Origin of the sequence: Mesorhizobium sp. WSM4308 (genome assembly GCF_002294905.1) — a bacterium.
GTDB lineage: Bacteria > Pseudomonadota > Alphaproteobacteria > Rhizobiales > Rhizobiaceae > Mesorhizobium.
Map to the genome: position 1 here is coordinate 258,517 of NZ_NSFW01000004.1, position 15,809 is coordinate 274,325.

General features: G+C 59.7%; 16 protein-coding genes and 1 tRNA gene. 10 read left to right on the forward strand and 7 right to left on the reverse strand.

The genetic code is table 11. The annotated features are described in order from the left end of the window. Positions 1-58 precede the first annotated feature (58 nt). Complete coding sequence (locus CK227_RS09275) at positions 59-295, forward strand: hypothetical protein (protein WP_095772530.1); 237 nt, start codon at positions 59-61, stop codon at positions 293-295. A 499-nt stretch (positions 296-794) separates the two neighbouring features. On the opposite strand, the gene CK227_RS09285 is transcribed toward CK227_RS09275, so the two are convergent. Next, complete coding sequence (locus CK227_RS09285; protein ID WP_095772528.1) at positions 795-1,097, reverse strand: DUF982 domain-containing protein; 303 nt, start codon at positions 1,095-1,097, stop codon at positions 795-797. 197 nt (positions 1,098-1,294) lie between these two features. After that, positions 1,295-2,554: an acyltransferase gene (locus CK227_RS09290; RefSeq protein WP_095772527.1), complete on the reverse strand. Its 1,260-nt coding sequence runs from the start codon at positions 2,552-2,554 to the stop codon at positions 1,295-1,297. A 303-nt stretch (positions 2,555-2,857) separates the two neighbouring features. Between CK227_RS09290 and CK227_RS09295 the strand changes: the two genes are divergently transcribed. Further along, positions 2,858-4,399, forward strand: a complete 1,542-nt coding sequence (locus CK227_RS09295; RefSeq protein WP_095772526.1) for a hypothetical protein — start codon at positions 2,858-2,860, stop codon at positions 4,397-4,399. Between the two features lie 153 nt (positions 4,400-4,552). Here the strand turns inward: CK227_RS09295 and CK227_RS09300 are convergent, their stop codons facing one another. After that, entirely contained in the window at positions 4,553-5,425 is an 873-nt protein-coding gene (locus CK227_RS09300; protein WP_095772525.1) for a DUF5677 domain-containing protein, read from the reverse strand. A gap of 125 nt (positions 5,426-5,550) precedes the next feature. Between CK227_RS09300 and CK227_RS09305 the strand changes: the two genes are divergently transcribed. Further along, on the forward strand, positions 5,551-6,414 hold the full coding sequence (locus CK227_RS09305; protein WP_095772524.1) for an ATP-dependent DNA ligase: 864 nt from the start codon (positions 5,551-5,553) through the stop codon (positions 6,412-6,414). Here the strand turns inward: CK227_RS09305 and CK227_RS09310 are convergent. Both CK227_RS09310 and CK227_RS09320 read right to left on the reverse strand, forming a co-directional pair. Beyond that, positions 6,411-6,989 (reverse strand): hypothetical protein, encoded by a 579-nt coding sequence (locus CK227_RS09310; protein WP_095772523.1) that lies wholly within the window; start codon positions 6,987-6,989, stop codon positions 6,411-6,413. The two genes, CK227_RS09305 and CK227_RS09310, sit on opposite strands and share 4 nt — an antisense overlap. A gap of 870 nt (positions 6,990-7,859) precedes the next feature. Further along, positions 7,860-7,949, reverse strand: a tRNA-Ser gene (locus CK227_RS09320). A 367-nt stretch (positions 7,950-8,316) separates the two neighbouring features. On the opposite strand from CK227_RS09320, the gene CK227_RS09325 reads away from it, so the two are divergent. From CK227_RS09325 to CK227_RS09335, 3 genes are all read left to right on the forward strand, one after another. Next, on the forward strand, positions 8,317-9,033 hold the full coding sequence (locus CK227_RS09325) for a hypothetical protein (RefSeq protein ID WP_245318105.1): 717 nt from the start codon (positions 8,317-8,319) through the stop codon (positions 9,031-9,033). A gap of 134 nt (positions 9,034-9,167) precedes the next feature. Further along, entirely contained in the window at positions 9,168-9,491 is a 324-nt protein-coding gene (locus tag CK227_RS09330) for a hypothetical protein (RefSeq protein ID WP_095772521.1), read from the forward strand. A 218-nt stretch (positions 9,492-9,709) separates the two neighbouring features. Beyond that, positions 9,710-10,699, forward strand: coding sequence for a BMP family ABC transporter substrate-binding protein (locus tag CK227_RS09335; RefSeq protein ID WP_095772520.1), 990 nt, complete (start codon positions 9,710-9,712; stop codon positions 10,697-10,699). A 56-nt stretch (positions 10,700-10,755) separates the two neighbouring features. Here CK227_RS09335 and CK227_RS09340 read toward each other — a convergent pair whose 3' ends face one another. Together CK227_RS09340 and CK227_RS09345 are read right to left on the reverse strand one after the other, a co-directional pair. Continuing rightward, a complete protein-coding gene (locus CK227_RS09340) occupies positions 10,756-11,154 on the reverse strand; it encodes a hypothetical protein (protein ID WP_095772519.1) in 399 nt (132 codons plus the stop codon). 22 nt (positions 11,155-11,176) lie between these two features. Then, positions 11,177-11,386: a SlyX family protein gene (locus CK227_RS09345; protein ID WP_095772518.1), complete on the reverse strand. Its 210-nt coding sequence runs from the start codon at positions 11,384-11,386 to the stop codon at positions 11,177-11,179. Between the two features lie 215 nt (positions 11,387-11,601). Between CK227_RS09345 and CK227_RS09350 the strand changes: the two genes are divergently transcribed. The 4 genes from CK227_RS09350 to cdd all read left to right on the forward strand — a co-directional run bounded on the left by CK227_RS09350 (position 11,602) and on the right by cdd (position 15,804). Continuing rightward, the gene (locus CK227_RS09350) at positions 11,602-13,134 is read left to right on the forward strand and encodes an ABC transporter ATP-binding protein (protein WP_095772517.1); all 1,533 of its coding nucleotides are present in this window, start codon (positions 11,602-11,604) and stop codon (positions 13,132-13,134) included. Continuing rightward, positions 13,131-14,270, forward strand: coding sequence for an ABC transporter permease (locus CK227_RS09355; protein ID WP_095772516.1), 1,140 nt, complete (start codon positions 13,131-13,133; stop codon positions 14,268-14,270). The genes CK227_RS09350 and CK227_RS09355 overlap by 4 nt, the downstream gene beginning before the upstream one ends. Position 14,271: 1 nt before the next feature. Continuing rightward, positions 14,272-15,243 (forward strand): ABC transporter permease, encoded by a 972-nt coding sequence (locus tag CK227_RS09360; protein WP_095772515.1) that lies wholly within the window; start codon positions 14,272-14,274, stop codon positions 15,241-15,243. A 168-nt stretch (positions 15,244-15,411) separates the two neighbouring features. Continuing rightward, entirely contained in the window at positions 15,412-15,804 is a 393-nt protein-coding gene (gene cdd / locus CK227_RS09365; RefSeq protein ID WP_095772514.1) for a cytidine deaminase, read from the forward strand. The last annotated feature ends 5 nt before the right edge of the window (positions 15,805-15,809 follow it).

Sequence of the window (15,809 nt, forward strand, 5' to 3'; positions counted from 1 at the left end):
GTCCGCGAATTGTCGGTTGAATATTTCGCCATCTCATCAGTCTGAGGTTCAGCCCATCATGCCTCGATATTATCTTGACCTCTACAATGGCGACGGTCTGACGGTCGATGATGACGGCCAGGTCTTCGAGACGCGCGAACGCCTACGGCGCGAAGCGATCCGCATTCTGCCCGACATCGTCCGCGACGAGATCATCGAAAACGGCCACACCGCCATCACCGTCAAGGTACGCGACGAGGAGGGACACCAGATATTCGAGGCGTCGCTCGTCGTCTCGTCAGGTTGGTGTGACTGACACCTCTATCCCGGAACATCGATGACAAAAGCCTTCCAACCATCATTTGTAATCGCCGCCCCCGCCGCAACACTGCACCATGCGGGGCCGGAAGATGATGGAGGCGGCGATTTGTTCCAAATCAACGCTGGTTCGTAATGGAGTTAGCAGCACATGGTCCGTGCAAAAGTCGACACCCAGCGCGATGAGCGCGCCAAGCGTGAATCGCAGATCGTACTCGACGCCGAGCGGGCGGCCCGCGAAGCAAAGACAGCCAGATTGAGAGAGCTGCGCCTCGCAGCGCAGTCATCGCAAGAGCCCGATCCGACGAGGCCCAAGCCGACGCGTCGGCGCGCGCCTTCGAAAGGTTGATCGCCTACACCGTTGGGCAAAACATCAGCGGCAGATGACGGCGATCCTTGTGATCGCCTTGCAACAAAGCGAAGCCCGGCTCGGGAAGGCCAAGCCGGGCTTTCGGTGGTGGCGGCGTTAGCCGCCACGACGGGAGGTGGCCTCAAACTCAGGCGGCGTAGCCGCCATAGCCGCGCGCGACGGCGCGCGCCACGATGTCCGGCTCGACTTCGGGCCAGAGGATGCCGGTTGCTTGTGCGAACTCGACGAGCGCATGGCGCGCCTCGTCCCTGGTGATACAGCCTTCCAGCGCAAGGCCGCACGCCTCCACGGCATTGCGATGGAGGGGGCCACGGCGCGAGGTCGTCCAATCGGTCAGGAAATCGTGCATTTCGGCCAGCGAGGCAATCTCGCGCTTGAAGCCAAGGCCGACGGTCAGTGCGACCGGTGAATGAAACAGCTTGTCGTGCATGAAGCAGGCTCCTGATTATAGCAGCGCCAGGAGAAATATCCGGGCTGGTCCACGGACGGGACGCCGTGAAACGCGCTGCGGGCCAAGAGGTTCCGGGCCGGGAGCATTTCATATGAAATGCGGCGGTCGTGCTCTGATCGCGATGCCCGCATCGTTCGCGTCAGCCCAGGCCAAACAGCGTTCGAATGGCCCGGAAATCATCGCTCTTGGGCGTTGTGCGCGGCCTGCAGACTGTCTTGTGAGACGTCCGCGGTGCGCCAGGGCTGCGCTGCGTCAGCGGCTGTCGTCTCACGCACCTCGCGCTGCGTCGACAGGCGAAGAACTGCCGCAAGACGGTTTCCCAGCGAGACGCCCGGCTTTTCGATCACAAGGTGCGCGACCAGCGCCATGAGGACCAGAAGCACCATCGCAATCAATATCACGAGCCAATATTGGGCGGCATTGTCCATGGCGAAGGCCCGCAGGGGGGCGATGGAGAACGTCGAGACGAAGGCAAGCCCTTGCAAGAGATAGATGCCAAAGCTGATCTCGCCCAGCCGCACCGAGCGGGAGGCCGTCAGCAGACCAAAGAAATCAGCGCCCGTCACCACCAGGAAGAAGGTGGCAATGCATAGCAGCATCGGCCCCGGCGCGTAGGCAGTCTTATAAACGGCGAAGATACACACCAGCATCACCAGGGCGGCGGCGGACAAGGCATGCCGATGCCACTTCACCAGCAGGCCTTGCGCTTCAAGCGTTGCGCACAACATTCCGCCCGCGAAAAGCCCCAGAAAGCCGTAGGCGGGGCGGCCCCCGTTCACTGACATGAGAATTGAAAACGCCAGGAGAAAGGCTGGCAAGCCCATGCGGGCCACCGGATGCCGGCTGAATATCGCCGCGATCGGCAGGCTGAAATACAACAGCCATTCATAGGGCAAGGTCCAGGTTACGCAGGCCAATACGCAGACGCGGGAACTCGAAAGCGGGACATAGCCGAAGACACCGAACAGCAGATTGAAAAATGCCCGCTCGTAGGTCGCGAAGGCCGAATAGTCGATCGCGCCATCGGCGACCTCCAAAGCCATCGCCGTACCGACGGCCAGAACATAGAGCGGCCCGATCCTGAAAGCCCGCTTGAGGAACAGGGTCGGAAAATCCACGGAGGACTTTGCCGACAGCAGTTTCCCCCAGAACAGATAGGCGGAGATGATGAAGAACAAGGATACGCCCACCTGTCCCAGTGGGCCATAGAAAGCCGAAGGCGGATACTTCCATGCGCCGGTCGCCAGCATTTCATGGTAGATGACGGCGTGGTGAAGCACGACGGCAAGCGCCAGATAGCCTCGCATTCCGTCTATTGCCCGCACCCTGGAGGAGTTCGATTCGAAACCTACCCGCTGAAACAGCGGCATGCCCGCAAGCGGCCAAAGCAGCGCGACGACCACGAAAGCGGGCCAGATGTCATAAAGTCCAATCACGATTGCTCCGAGCCGATGCGCACAGCACGCTGAGTCGCCTTGTTGGACTATGCAACCTTGCCCGGAGCCGGCACAAGCGCTCGCCACCATCCGCCAACCGAACAATCATTGGTTTGCCGGAGCGCATCGTTCCCCTGACCGACACGTCTGAAATTGCTCAAGCGAAATACCGGGATTGCGTCGGATAACTCCCGCCTACGAACTACTTTTAAAGCAGCCAAGCGGGACAGAAGCAACTCCGGGCGTGAATTTAACGACTATCAATGCTACCAGCGCCATAGACCGGCAACAGGGGATTGAACCTTGGCGTTAGAGGATGAAAATGTCCCGCCCAACAGGGTCACGAGGGACAACATTGGCGAGCACGCTGCGGCGTTGAGAGCCTTATTCCCGGAGGAAATCTTTGCTCAACTCACTCGTGGCTATGCCGATCTTGCAACCGCTAAGAGCTTGCCTGAATATTTTGAGCGCCTAGCTCGCGCTCATCCCTTCGCTGTGGCTTGGCACCAACTACAGCAGTCAGTTGAAGCCCGCTCGATCCAGCTTTCCGAGCAAGCTTTCTTTCTGCTCGATATGCGGTTCCCAATTCTGGTAGCCGCACAGGACCCGGAGTTCGCCGAGCTACTGAACAAGCTGAAGGGTGACGATGAGTTTTTCTCAGCCGCCTTTGAAGCCTTTATCTTCTATATGTACGCTCACGAATTTAAATTGCCGATTGCTTTTGTTCAGCCAACCCGAGGTGAACAGCCTGATTTTGTATCTGATTTTGGCGATGCAGGAAAAGTCTATATTGAGTGCAAAAGCCTTCTTGATGACGTCCGCATTGAAGATCGCGTGTGGGATACCATTCGGCAGGCAATAATTAGGAGGCTAGATAAACAAAAGAAAAGCCTTGAGGTAGTTATTGAGGCAAAGAGGCCTATATTGTCAAAAGACGCCGCTGATGTCGTGGCTGAAATAAATGGAATTATAAGAAACTATGAGGGAGATATCCGCTTAGAGGGAAGTGCATACGTCGCAAATATCCAAACCATAATGAATGACTCTGAGGTAATGCCCCTCCCACTGCATTTTGATATTGGTGCCGATTATCAAATGGTATTCGGCGCGGAGCACACTTCCGTAGAGGCATCAAAAGTCTGGGTGCTCAAAACGCGAGCCTTCCCCGGTTCAAGTCAACTGGATCGCCTACGGGCGCTATTTACAAAGGCCAGAGATCAGCTTCCGTCGGACAGTCCCGGCGTCGTTCATTTTCAAATTCCCTACCGAAATCCCCGGCATTTTCAAAAGGCGCTCGATGATTGCCAAGATGAGCTTGCCCGTGATCTAAATAGGCGGAAACACATCTGCGCGATAGTGATTACGGGTCGGTTCCAAGACAAGAATTTGCAGAACGGCGGCGACCCAATAATTTCATTTCACGCTGTAATACCGAACTATGCTGCAACACAGACATTACCGGCTGATTTCGTAATACTCGGTAGTCATCCTATGACTTTACCTGGAGGCGAAATCATAGGAGAATTCGAATTGCCGTCTATCGGAGTAATATTTATCCAATTTGGCATTTTTAGAGAGATGCTAGAGCAATCCGGGCGGTATCTTTTGCAGTATTGCTCTCACAATGGACGTAGACAACTAAACTTATGGCAAGATTTTTCTGGTAGGTCTCGATTGGAACTCTGGCATGAAGAAAGTGGCCACCACGTTCTTGATTTTGATATGAACGGTATCGTTCCAGGCAAGACGAACAAAGCAGCAATTCGGTGGAGCGCCGGTGGATTGTCAGTTTCTCTCAACGGCGCGATCGTAGGCAATTCGGTCGTAGATGTGACTACACAATAGATGTGAGGGAACCGGCATTGCGCCGACCCTGGGCGAGCGTTGGCGAGCCTATTTGGCTAGTTGTGCCAAATCCACTAGCAAAATCAGGAAAAATGGCGGTCCAGTCCTCCGCCGATTGTCAGGAGAACATTTCGTCAAATCCACAGTGTGCCGCTATTCGGGTCCGGCATCGCGCTCGATCGATAGAGCTTCGTATCGCTTGAATGCCGCGATCAAATCAGCATCTTGTTCAGTTTTCCCTAGGACGCCGCTGTAACCCGCAATGCACAGTATTAGCCCATGACAAGCTGAACTAAATGACGACATGGCTCCTTCAACATCGGGACCAAAGATGTGTCCAGAAAACGTTCCATCGGCATTCTTACTCATAAATGCATAGGTGCTAGCAAGTGACGCATGTGCCGAACCTGAACTGAGCCGCTTATAAGTCGAGTAGAACAACGAGTGTCCCGCCTTCTTCGCCAATTCCTCCAAATCCTGCGATTTCGATGGACCTACAGCACTTATGCGCCTGTCTATTTCTGCCAAATCCAAACCGAAGACGCCTGGGGTCGCCTCTTCAATCCGACGTAAATGTTTCAAGAGCGATTTCTGACTATTTTTTTCGTCTGCAATGAAAGCGCCCGCCGCTTCCGTTGGCTCTTCGCTCAGATATCCTAACCAAAACCCGGCTTCGTAGAGACCGCGCGACAGGCAGTCAGCCTCAGCGACTAGGCCTCTTTCTGCTAATATGATGGCAGCTTGAAAATTGGAGAGTGCACGCAACATAATCCGGCACGCGATCGATACCGGGTCCATGCCCGTGCGGCCAAGAACGACGTTGTCGTGAGCGATCCAAAATCTTAGAGCGAGCCTGTTCAGGTCTTTCGAAAAATCGACCCATTCTCGGTTGATTTCTCTGAACCTTGGCAGAGCCGATTCGAGCGATTCCGACAAAAAGCCGTCTTCTCGAATGCTCCGCGCAAGATCGTCTTCGCTTTCCATATTGACCACATCCAGTCCGTCGCTATCGACGACAATCGTCATGCAACGTCACATGCCGGGACGGTAAAGGCTAGGTTTCGGAACCCTTTTGAATACCTAGTCGCATTAAATTATCCGGAACTAATTTAGCGGTTCGCGATTTGAATCGCGGGTTGCCGGGCGTCCGTATGCGTTTGAAATTTATACCGCCATTGATGCCAACTCTGGTCGACAAGCCACCGGAGGGTGCCGGTTGGAGTTACGAAGTCAAATTCGACGGATACCGATCGCAAATTGTCCGCGATGGCGACGGCGTTCGCATCTTCACCCGTCGCGGTTTGGATTGGACGGCTAAGTACCGCGACCTATCCGCCACTGCCGCTGCCCTCAACGTTGACAATGTGATAATCGACGGTGAGATCGTCGTTCTCAGCGAAGCCGGAATTTCTGATTTCAGTGAGTTGCGCAAAGCGATCACGCGCCGACAGCATGACCTCTATTTCGTTGCGTTCGATCTGCTGCACCTTAACGGCCACGATCTACGTGACATGCCGTTGGACGATCGCCGGGAAATCCTCGCTGCGCTGATACCCTACGGACAGCGCATCCAATTCAGCCAGGCGCTGCCCGGCACGGGTGCCGCCGTGTTCCATCTTGTCGAGCAGGCAGGGCTTGAAGGCGTTGTGTCGAAGCGGAGGGACAGTGTCTACCGAAGCGGTCCCTCAACGGCCTGGCTAAAGGCAAAAAGCTACGCGGTGGATGAATATGAAATTCTCGGCGTCGAGCGCGAAGCGGGCAAGCCGGCATTCGCTCTTATGGCGGAACGCGGCACCGGACGCTACGTCGGTGCGGCTTTCATCACGCTCAATCGAGAGATGCGCGAGCGGCTTTGGCAGCGCGTCCAAGAGCATGCAGGGCCAGCACCGAAGGGCGTGAAGCGGCCAGCGACGCAGTGGGTACAGCCGGGGCTGGTGGGCCGTGTGAAGCACTTGCGCGGCGAGGAAGGTTTGCGGCACGCGTCGTTGCAAGACTTTTACGACGAACGACCTTAAAGTCCGGACACAGCCGTGCTTGGCTTTTCAGGCCATCGGAGCGATGGACGAAGGAACTCTGGCACTTCCGGTCTTTCGGGCAGCGGCGGCGGAATCTCGTCCGGATCATGATCCTTCGGCCCCACCGCGAACCTGAAATTGAGAACGGCCAAAAGTGCGTAAGTAGTTAGGTCTTCGGTAGCAAAGACCTCTTCCTTGGTTAGATTTTTGTCCTTCGATCTGAGGTGAAAGAAGAGGTTCTTCCTGTCACCTGTCCAAAGCAGGATCGAGTGAACGAGGTTGTTCCTGACAGGCTGTATTGCCTGCATCACCACGTCCAGTTCCTTAAACAGAAATTCAGTCTCTGGCGGAACCGGATTGACGGCAATTAACTCTCGGATGCGTTCCCGACGCTCTCTCGCAGCGAGTTTGAAAACCATCGGGACTGACTCTGCCGGGGTGAGACGCAAAAGGACTCGGAGACAGTTCCCGATGGTGTGTTCAATCAGCGACCAACGAAGCGTGAGTTGCCCAATCTTTTGGAAGTCGGCCGGAGCAAGAACATCCTCATAGCGAAGAAAATCTGTTGGTATCATGCAATCCCCCCAAACGTTCCCGGTCAGAGATGGCGTTCGCCATCGGTACAATACCAGTGCGGTTCCTGTTTCGGCTTGGCAAAGCCCCAACCTGCATGCTGGCCGCAATCGGGATGCTCACAGGTGTGGTTCTGTACGCGCGGGACGGTCACGTAATCCGGTCGCGGCAATCTAATTTCGTCGCTCATACCACACTGAACAAAATGGGAACAAAATTGTCAACCGCACCTTGACTGGCTAGGAAAATGTTCTCTATCTCAATCAATCGAAGGGATGGGAAACGGGACGGCGACGCGCGCTCGCCGGGCGGAGCTGTGGCAAATACCGAAGAGGATCATTTCCGGATTGAAGTCTGGGATCGGGAGGAAACCACGCTAGTCGAGACGGTCTCTCGGTCGCCGGATTCGTTCGTCAGTCAAGCGGCGTGGCAGTCGGCCATTCGGCGTCGGCCCGGAATGCTCCTAATCCACTTCAACGGGCGGCACGTGATGGAAAAGATTGTAACTCCCGGCGAACCGGCGATCCCGCCACAGACTATAGTCGATGGCAGCGTACATGCCGGCCTAGACGTTTCGCTTGGTGATCTGCGCGAAAGGCATGCGCTGCGCGCATGGTGCAAAAACTGCTCACATTTTGCGGACGTAAAGCCGGCAGCTCTCATAAAGCGATATGGCAAAGGCGCGCTGTTTAGCACGGTCGAGCGCGCACTATTCTGCACAAGCTGCGATCGCGGCGGGCCGGTAAGGCTGGAGATTCACAGTTTGCCACGGAACTAGGGGCAGGGGGACTTCCGCTTCAAATTTCGGTTTGGCTAGTCGTTTGGCTATCTACCGCCGGAAAAATCGAGAAAACCCACGATTCCCGGTTGACTGGCGGAGAGAGCGGGATTCGAACCCGCGTTACGGTCTCCCGTAAACACACTTTCCAGGCGTGCGCCTTCAACCACTCGGCCACCTCTCCGTCCGTGCCTTCGCGCCGGCCGGTTTCGCCGCGCGGGTTGGGGAGATGCATCTCCTTGGGGCCGCGGCGCGGAATGTCCGCGCCATGGATGCCGCCCAACCAGCGGACATCCTTCCCCGGCACCTGAGCCGTCGAAGCAACAGGCGCGGGGCTCATCTAGTCGATCCCGCGCCGAATGCCAAGCCATAACGGCGCTCTATTCGCTTTGCCGGCCACATGGCGGTTCGCGGGGCCGCCCTCGCACCGGTTTCCGGGGCGCCGGCGCCGAATGATGTGCACAGGCAAGCCCGCAAGAGCCGCCGCGCTTGACTTCGCCGCCGGCCACCTGTCGAGTGAGGCAGAGGCTTTGCGGGGGCATCGTCCGGACATGACATCGAGCAGCGAACAACCGAGTGGGCAGGCGCCGGCCGGCCGCCCGGGCGGCGACCTTTTTTACGTCCCGGTGGGCTGGCTCATCTTCGTCATGGCGTGGTCGGTCTATGGCCTGGCGTCGGCATGGTGGCTGGTCGGCAATTCCGGCCTGCCCGACAGGATCTTCTATTTCCTCGTTGGCGGGCTCGTCGCCAATGTCATCACCATCCTGTGGGGGCTTTACCTGCTCGGCCTCGCCTTTGGCCGTTCTGGGCGTTTCCCCCGCCATTTCACCATCTGGCAGATCGCCACCATCGTCTGGGTGCTGGCGAGACAGGCCTATGTGCTGACCGTGCCGGAATTCGCCTTCTCCGCCAGGAGCCTCGGCATCACCGCCATCGAGATCGGCATCGGCCTGCTTTGCATCTACCTGTTGCGCCCCGGCTCCGGCGCCGGGACCGTCTACGCCAGGCCGCAAACCGAAGCGCCGCCGGTCTTCGTTTCCATCATCGCCGCCTTGCTCGGCATCATTCTGGGCGCCGTCATCGGTGCCCTGGTCGGCTTCTTCGCCGGCTCGGTGATCGCCGATGTCGCCCAGGTGAGCTGCTTCGAGGGTGGCTGCGGCTATTTCGCCGCCTTCATCGGCCTGGCCGGGCTGGTGGTCGGCGCCATTGGCGGCGGCATTCTCGCCGTCTGGCTCGTCCATCGGCGCAGGCGCAAGCCCGTGGCATAGGGACAGAAAAGCGCGGGCCTTCAAATTCGCGTATCGCGGTTGCGGGCGGGCCAGACAAATTCTATTTCTCGTTTCGGGACACGTGCCGGAGATCCCTTGGGAAAGCATCCAGGATCGGCCGGGGGAGAACCTGGATGTTTCGCTTCATTTTCCGCCTTGCCGCGATGGTCGCGCTGTCGGTCTCCGTCATCATGGCGGTGCTCGACACGACGCGCACGGTGGCGGCTTCGGCGCTTGTGCTGACCCCGCTCAATGCCAGCTGGCTGGCGGTGTCGCCGGAAACGCGGGCGGCCTTCGAAACCTTCGTCCGCGCCAAGGCCAGCCCGCTTTTGTGGGATGGCGCCATCGCGTGGGTGCTCGACCAGCCGGGATTTGCCGTGTTCGCGGTGCTGGCCTTCCTGCTCTACGCCATCGGCTATAGGCGCCAGCGGCGCACCGGCCAATTCGCCGCCAACTGATCGGCAAAGGTTCGCCAGGCAAGATCGAGCTGCGGCGCGGCCTGCCCCGGCACGCTTTTCCAAAAGGTCAAAATTCCGCGTGAATTTTGTTTCGGGCCGTGCCAGATTGCCGCCGAGCGGGAGGGGAATACACTCCTGGCTGACGTCGCATGCCGGCCGCAGAACCGGGCAGGCAGGCGGGGCGTAACGGAAAAAATAACCGACAGGGTGTGGATCACATGAAACGTATCGTTCTCGGCCTCCTGGCCGCAACCGCAATGGTTCTTCCGGCTTTCGCCGCGGATGTCCAGCCGGCCATCCTCTATGATCTGGGCGGCAAGTTCGACAAATCCTTCAACGAGGCTGCCTTCCATGGCGCCGAGAAGTTCAAGACCGAGACCGGCACGCCCTATGTCGAGTTCGAAGTGTCCAACGCCTCGCAGCGCGAGCAGGCGCTGCGCCGCTTCGCCGAGGACGGCCACAACCCGATCGTCATGGCGGGCTTTGCCTGGGAAGATGCGCTGAAAGCGGTCGCGAAAGATTATCCCGACCTCAACTTCGCCATCATCGACGATGCCGTCGATATGCCCAATGTCCGCTCGCTGGTGTTCAAGGAAAACGAGGGTTCCTATCTCGTCGGCATCATGGCGGCGATGGCCTCGAAGACCAAGAAGGTTGCCTTTATCGGTGGCATGGACATCCCGCTGATCCGCAAGTTCGAATGCGGCTATGTCGGCGGCGCCAAGTCGGCCGGCGCTACCGACGTCATTCAGAACATGACCGGCGACACCCCGGCCGCCTGGAACGATCCGGCCAAGGGCGGCGAGATCGCCAAGACGCAGATCGACCAGGGCGCCGACGTGGTCTACGCCGCGGCCGGCGGCACCGGCGTCGGCGTGCTGCAGGCGGCGGCTGATGCCGGCAAGCTCGGCATCGGCGTCGATTCCAACCAGAACGGCCTGCAGCCCGGCAAGGTGCTGACCTCGATGATGAAGCGCGTCGACATTGCCGTCTACACCGCCTTCATGGATGGCAAGAACGGCACCTTCAAGGGTGGCGTCGAGAATCTCGGCCTCAAGGAAGGCGGCGTCGACTACGCCATGGACGACAACAACAAGGCGCTGGTGACGGACGAGATGAAGGCGGCGGTCGAGAAGGCCAAGGCCGACATCATCTCCGGCAAGATCCAGGTGCACGACTACACGGCAGACAACGCCTGCCCTTATTGATCGGCAGAGACTGATTTGCGAACCGCCGGGTGAAAGCCCGGCGGTTCTGCGTCGGCCTATAGTTTTCCGACGAAATAGCCGAGCGCGAAGACCACTATCAGCACGACGGCGACGACAAATCCGCGCCGGCCGCCAAGCGAATGCACGCCAACGCCGTATGGTGACCGGGACAGGCTTCGGATCACCGTCTGCGGTTTGGCATCATTGCCGAGCCCAACGCTGCGCATCTGTGGCAATTCGGCGAGGCGTTGCGTCACCAGCGTCCAATGATTGGCAGGCAAGGCAGGCTTTTCGGCACGATCAAACACATGCATGCGTTCGGCAAGCTGCAGCACGGCGTCGCGGAAGGCAGGGTCTATCTCCAGATCGCGCTCGGCCCGTTCGCGATCGGTATCGTTCATCAGGCCGAGCACGTAGTCGCCGGCTCGCGCGATACGATCCCTTTCACCGACCATGGCTTGTTCCCTCCCCTCGTCCTCACCAATGCGGCGGCTTGGTCACCGGCACGTCGGGCGCCGCCTGCTCCTCCAGTGCCAGGAAGCGATCGGTCAGCGCGTCGAGCTTGCGCTGCATGCGCTCGATCACCGTCCACTGCTCGGCGATCTGTCCCGACAGTTCCTCGATGGTCCTTTCCTGCTCGGCGGCGCGGATTTCCAGCGTCGTCAGCCGGTCGGCGGGCATGTTCATTCGCAGTCCCTGATCTTGCACCACAATGCCTTGCGTCGTGATGCGAATTTCGACGCCGTCATATTAGCGAATATGAAGCCTGCGGACACGTTGGAAATTGACAAGCGCACCGGGATTTGCCGAGAGTGGATACTGCTCCGGCCAATTGGCACGGGCCGGGCGTCATGCTAGGCATTTTGACCAAGCGATAAAAAAATAAGAGTGGGACTGGCTGCATGGCGCAAGCCGCAATCGAACTGATCGGCATCAACAAGAGTTTTGGCGCCGTACGCGCCAACCGCGACATCAATCTGGAGATCGCGCGCGGCACCATCCACGGCATCGTCGGCGAGAACGGCGCCGGTAAGTCGACGCTGATGTCGATCCTCTACGGATTCTACCAGGCCGACAGCGGCGAAATCCATGTCGGCGGCAAGCCGGCATCGATCAAGACCCCCAATGACGCGATCGCGCTCGGCATCGGCATGGTGCACCAGCATTTCATGCTGGTCGACAATTTCTCGGTGCTGGAAAACATCATTCTCGGCGCCGAAAGCGATGCCCTCTTGAAAAGCAGCATCGCCAAGGCGCGCTCCGAACTCGACCGCCTCGAAAGGGAATATGGGCTCGAAGTCGACCCCGACGCCATCATCGAGGAACTGCCGGTCGGCCTGCAGCAGCGCGTCGAAATCCTCAAGGCGCTCTATCGCGGCGCCGAGATCCTCATTCTCGACGAGCCGACGGGCGTCTTGACGCCGGCCGAAGCCGACCATCTCTTCCGCATCCTCAAACAATTGAAGGAACAGGGTAAGACGGTGGTGCTGATCACCCACAAGCTGCGCGAGATCATGGCCATCACCGACAATGTCTCGGTCATGCGCCAGGGCACGATGGTAGCGACGCGCGAAACCAACAAGACGACGGTGGGCGAACTGGCCGAACTGATGGTCGGGCGGCGCGTGCTTTTGAGGGTCGAAAAGGGCGAAGCGGAAGCCGGCGCCGTCAAGCTCGCGGTCAAGAACCTGACGGTGAAGGATTCGCGTGGCGTCACCATGGTCGACGATATCTCCTTCGACCTGCGCGCCGGCGAGATCGTCGGCATCGCCGGCGTCGCCGGCAACGGCCAATCCGAGCTGCTCGAGGCGATTTCCGGCATCAGGCATGCCGTTTCAGGCTCGGTCATGCTCGACGGCAAGCCGATCGACCTGACGGGTGCCGCCGACCCCGGCGAATTGCGCGACCGAGGGCTGGCGCACGTGCCGGAGGATCGCCATCATGTCGGGCTGGTGCTGGCCTTCGAGGAGAACGAGAATTCCATCCTCGGCTATCACGACGACCCTCGCTATCTCAAAGGGCCGTTCCTCAACGTCGATGCCATCATGGCCGACGCCAAGGACAAGATCGAGAAATACGATATCCGGCCCGGCAATCCACGCCTGAAGACGGCGAACTTCTCCGGCGGCAACCAGCAGAAGATCGTTCTGGCGCGGGAGATGGAACAGGATCCGGGCGTGCTGATCGTCGGCCAGCCGACGCGCGGCGTCGACGTCGGCGCCATCGAATTCATCCACAAGCGCCTGATCGCCATGCGCGACCAGGGCAAGGCGGTGCTGGTGGTCTCCGTCGAACTCGACGAGATCCGCTCGCTCTCCGACCGCATCCTGGTGATGTTTGCCGGCCGCATCGTCGGTGAGCGCGGTCCGGAAGCGACCGAGGGCGAGCTTGGCCTGCTGATGGCGGGCGTCGAGCGCCAGGAGGCAGCACTTTGAGCACGCCATACGCCAAACTGCCGGCCTGGGCCGACTATGGGCTGATCCCACTGATCAACCTGGCGGTGGCCTTCATCGTCGCCGGCTTCGTCGTGCTCCTGGTCGGCGAGAACCCGTTCCGCGCCGCCGTCATCCTGGTCGAGGGCGCATTCGGCAAGGGAACGGGCATCGCCTTCACCCTCTTCTATGCCACCACCTTCATCTTCACCGGGCTTTCGGTGGCGGTCGCGGCGCATTGCGGCCTGTTCAACATCGGCACCGAGGGACAGGCCTACATTGCGGGCCTCGGCATCGCCATCGTCTGCCTGTCCTTCGACAGCACCCTGCCCTGGTGGCTGACATTTCCGATGGCCATCGTCGCTTCGGCGCTTGTGGGCGCCTTGTGGGCGCTCATCCCCGCCTACCTTCAGGCCCGGCGCGGCTCGCACATCGTCATCACCACCATCATGTTCAACTTCATCGCCGCCTCGATCATGGTCTATCTGCTGGTCGGACCGCTGAAGCCAGCGGGGTCGCAGGCACCGCAGACCCGCAACTTCCTTGCCGGCGCCGAACTGCCGAAACTCAACTGGATCATCGAGCTGTTCGGCGCCAAGATCCGCTCGGCGCCGCTCAACGTCACCTTCCTGCTGGCGCTGCTCATGGCCTTCCTGGTCTGGCTGCTGATCTGGCGCACCAAGCTCGGCTATGAGATGCGCACCTATGGCCATAGCCCCAAGGCGGCGCGCTATGCCGGCATTTCGGAAACCCGCATCATCATCACCGCGATGATGATCTCGGGCGCGCTGGCCGGCATGATGGCGCTCAATCCGGTGATGGGCGACCAGCACAATGTCGCGATCGACTTCGTCTCCGGCGCCGGCTTCGTCGGCATCGCCGTGGCGCTGATGGGGCGCCTGCATCCGGTCGGCATCGTGCTGGCGGCGGTCCTGTTCGGCATGCTCTATCAGGGCGGCGCCGAACTTGCCTTCGAAATGCCGGCGATCAGCCGCGACATGATCGTCATCATCCAGGGTCTGGTGATCCTGTTCGCCGGCGCGCTCGAACACATGTTCAGGCCTTACATCCAGGCGCTGTTCGCCTCGTTCAGTCCGAGGTCGGTCGGCATGGAAGCGGTCAAGGGAAAGGGCGCCTGAGATGGATGTCTTTATCGCCATCGTGCAGATATTGGACTCGACCATCCGCTTGTCGGTGCCATTGCTGCTCGCCTGCCTCGCCGGCCTCTTTTCCGAGCGTTCCGGCATCTTCGACATCGGGCTGGAAGGCAAGATGCTGGTCGGCGCCTTCGCCGGCGCCGCCGCTGCTTCCGTGTTCCATTCGGCCTTTGTCGGCCTCGGCATGGCGATCCTGATTTCGATCGCCTTCGCCATGGTGCACGGTTTCGCCTCGATCACCCACCGCGGCAACCAGATCGTTTCCGGCGTGGCGATCAATTTCATCGCCGCCGGATCGACCATCATCCTCGGTCAGGCCTGGTTCCAGCAGGGCGGGCGCACGCCTGCTCTGCAGCCGGGCGAGCGGTTCGACGCGATTGTCTGGCCCGGCGCCGAGGCGGTCAGGAACGTGCCGATCTTCGGGCCGATCTATGCGGAACTGATCTCGGGCCATTCGCTGCTGGTCTACCTCGCCTTCCTGATGGTGCCGTTCACCTGGTGGGTGCTGTTCCGCACCCGCTTCGGCCTCAGGCTGCGCGCCGTCGGCGAGAACCCGGCCGCCGTCGACACCGCCGGCATTTCGGTCGCCTGGCTGCGCTACCGCGCCCTGATCTGCACCGGCATCCTCACCGGCGTCGCCGGCGCCTATCTGTCGATGGTGCAGAATGGCGGCTTCGTGAAGGATATGACCGCCGGCAAGGGCTACATCGCGCTGGCCGCGCTGATCTTCGCCAAGTGGAAGCCGGTCAACGCCATGTTCGCTTGCCTGCTGTTCGGTTTCCTCGACGCGGCGGCGATCCGCCTGCAGGGATCACCCTTGCCGATCATCGGCAAGGTGCCGGTGCAGTTCATGCAGGCCTTGCCCTATATCCTCACCGTCATTCTGCTCGCCGGCTTCATCGGCAAAGCCATCCCGCCGCGTGCCGGCGGCGTGCCCTACGTCAAGGAACGCTAATGCATGTCGCCCAAAAGTGACCTCGGTTTTGGGAGAACGACATGCATAAAACAGAGAGTTAAAGCGCATCGCCTGAATCCGTTTCGACGCGACGCGCTTTAAGGGTTGACGGCCCGGCGCGTGCCTCGCGCCGGGTTTTGGACACGATCATCGGAGAGAACAACTGAAATGTCGCATGATCTGTTCGAAGCGGCCAGAGCCGCCATGGCCAAGGCCTATGCGCCCTACTCGAAATTTCCGGTGGGCGCGGCCTTGCGCACCGAGGACGGACGCGTCTTCACCGGCGCCAACATCGAAGTCGCCTCCTATCCGGAAGGCTGGTGCGCCGAGACCACCGCGCTCGGCCACTACATTATGGGCGGCGGCGGCAAGATCGTCGAAATAGCCGTCCTTGCCGAACGCATGGCCAAATGCTCGCCCTGCGGCGGGTGCCGCCAGCGGCTGGCCGAATTCTGCCAACCGGACACAAAACTCTACCTCTGCGACAATACGGGCGTGGCCGAGACCGTGACCATGGGTGACATGCTGCCCTATGGTTTCCGCGGCGACATCTTGAAATGAGGAAT

What these genes read in the sequence shown, in the direction of transcription:
- CK227_RS09275 (WP_095772530.1), top strand. Translation starts at nt 59, where the DNA reads ATGCCTCGATATTATCTTGACCTCTACAATGGCGACGGTCTGACGGTC.
- CK227_RS09285 (WP_095772528.1), bottom strand. Translation starts at nt 1,097, where the DNA reads ATGCACGACAAGCTGTTTCATTCACCGGTCGCACTGACCGTCGGCCTT.
- CK227_RS09300 (WP_095772525.1), bottom strand. Translation starts at nt 5,425, where the DNA reads ATGACGATTGTCGTCGATAGCGACGGACTGGATGTGGTCAATATGGAA.
- CK227_RS09305 (WP_095772524.1), top strand. Translation starts at nt 5,551, where the DNA reads ATGCGTTTGAAATTTATACCGCCATTGATGCCAACTCTGGTCGACAAG.
- CK227_RS09310 (WP_095772523.1), bottom strand. Translation starts at nt 6,989, where the DNA reads ATGATACCAACAGATTTTCTTCGCTATGAGGATGTTCTTGCTCCGGCC.
- CK227_RS09325 (WP_245318105.1), top strand. Translation starts at nt 8,317, where the DNA reads ATGACATCGAGCAGCGAACAACCGAGTGGGCAGGCGCCGGCCGGCCGC.
- CK227_RS09330 (WP_095772521.1), top strand. Translation starts at nt 9,168, where the DNA reads ATGTTTCGCTTCATTTTCCGCCTTGCCGCGATGGTCGCGCTGTCGGTC.
- CK227_RS09335 (WP_095772520.1), top strand. Translation starts at nt 9,710, where the DNA reads ATGAAACGTATCGTTCTCGGCCTCCTGGCCGCAACCGCAATGGTTCTT.
- CK227_RS09340 (WP_095772519.1), bottom strand. Translation starts at nt 11,154, where the DNA reads ATGGTCGGTGAAAGGGATCGTATCGCGCGAGCCGGCGACTACGTGCTC.
- CK227_RS09345 (WP_095772518.1), bottom strand. Translation starts at nt 11,386, where the DNA reads ATGAACATGCCCGCCGACCGGCTGACGACGCTGGAAATCCGCGCCGCC.
- CK227_RS09350 (WP_095772517.1), top strand. Translation starts at nt 11,602, where the DNA reads ATGGCGCAAGCCGCAATCGAACTGATCGGCATCAACAAGAGTTTTGGC.
- CK227_RS09360 (WP_095772515.1), top strand. Translation starts at nt 14,272, where the DNA reads ATGGATGTCTTTATCGCCATCGTGCAGATATTGGACTCGACCATCCGC.
- cdd (WP_095772514.1), top strand. Translation starts at nt 15,412, where the DNA reads ATGTCGCATGATCTGTTCGAAGCGGCCAGAGCCGCCATGGCCAAGGCC.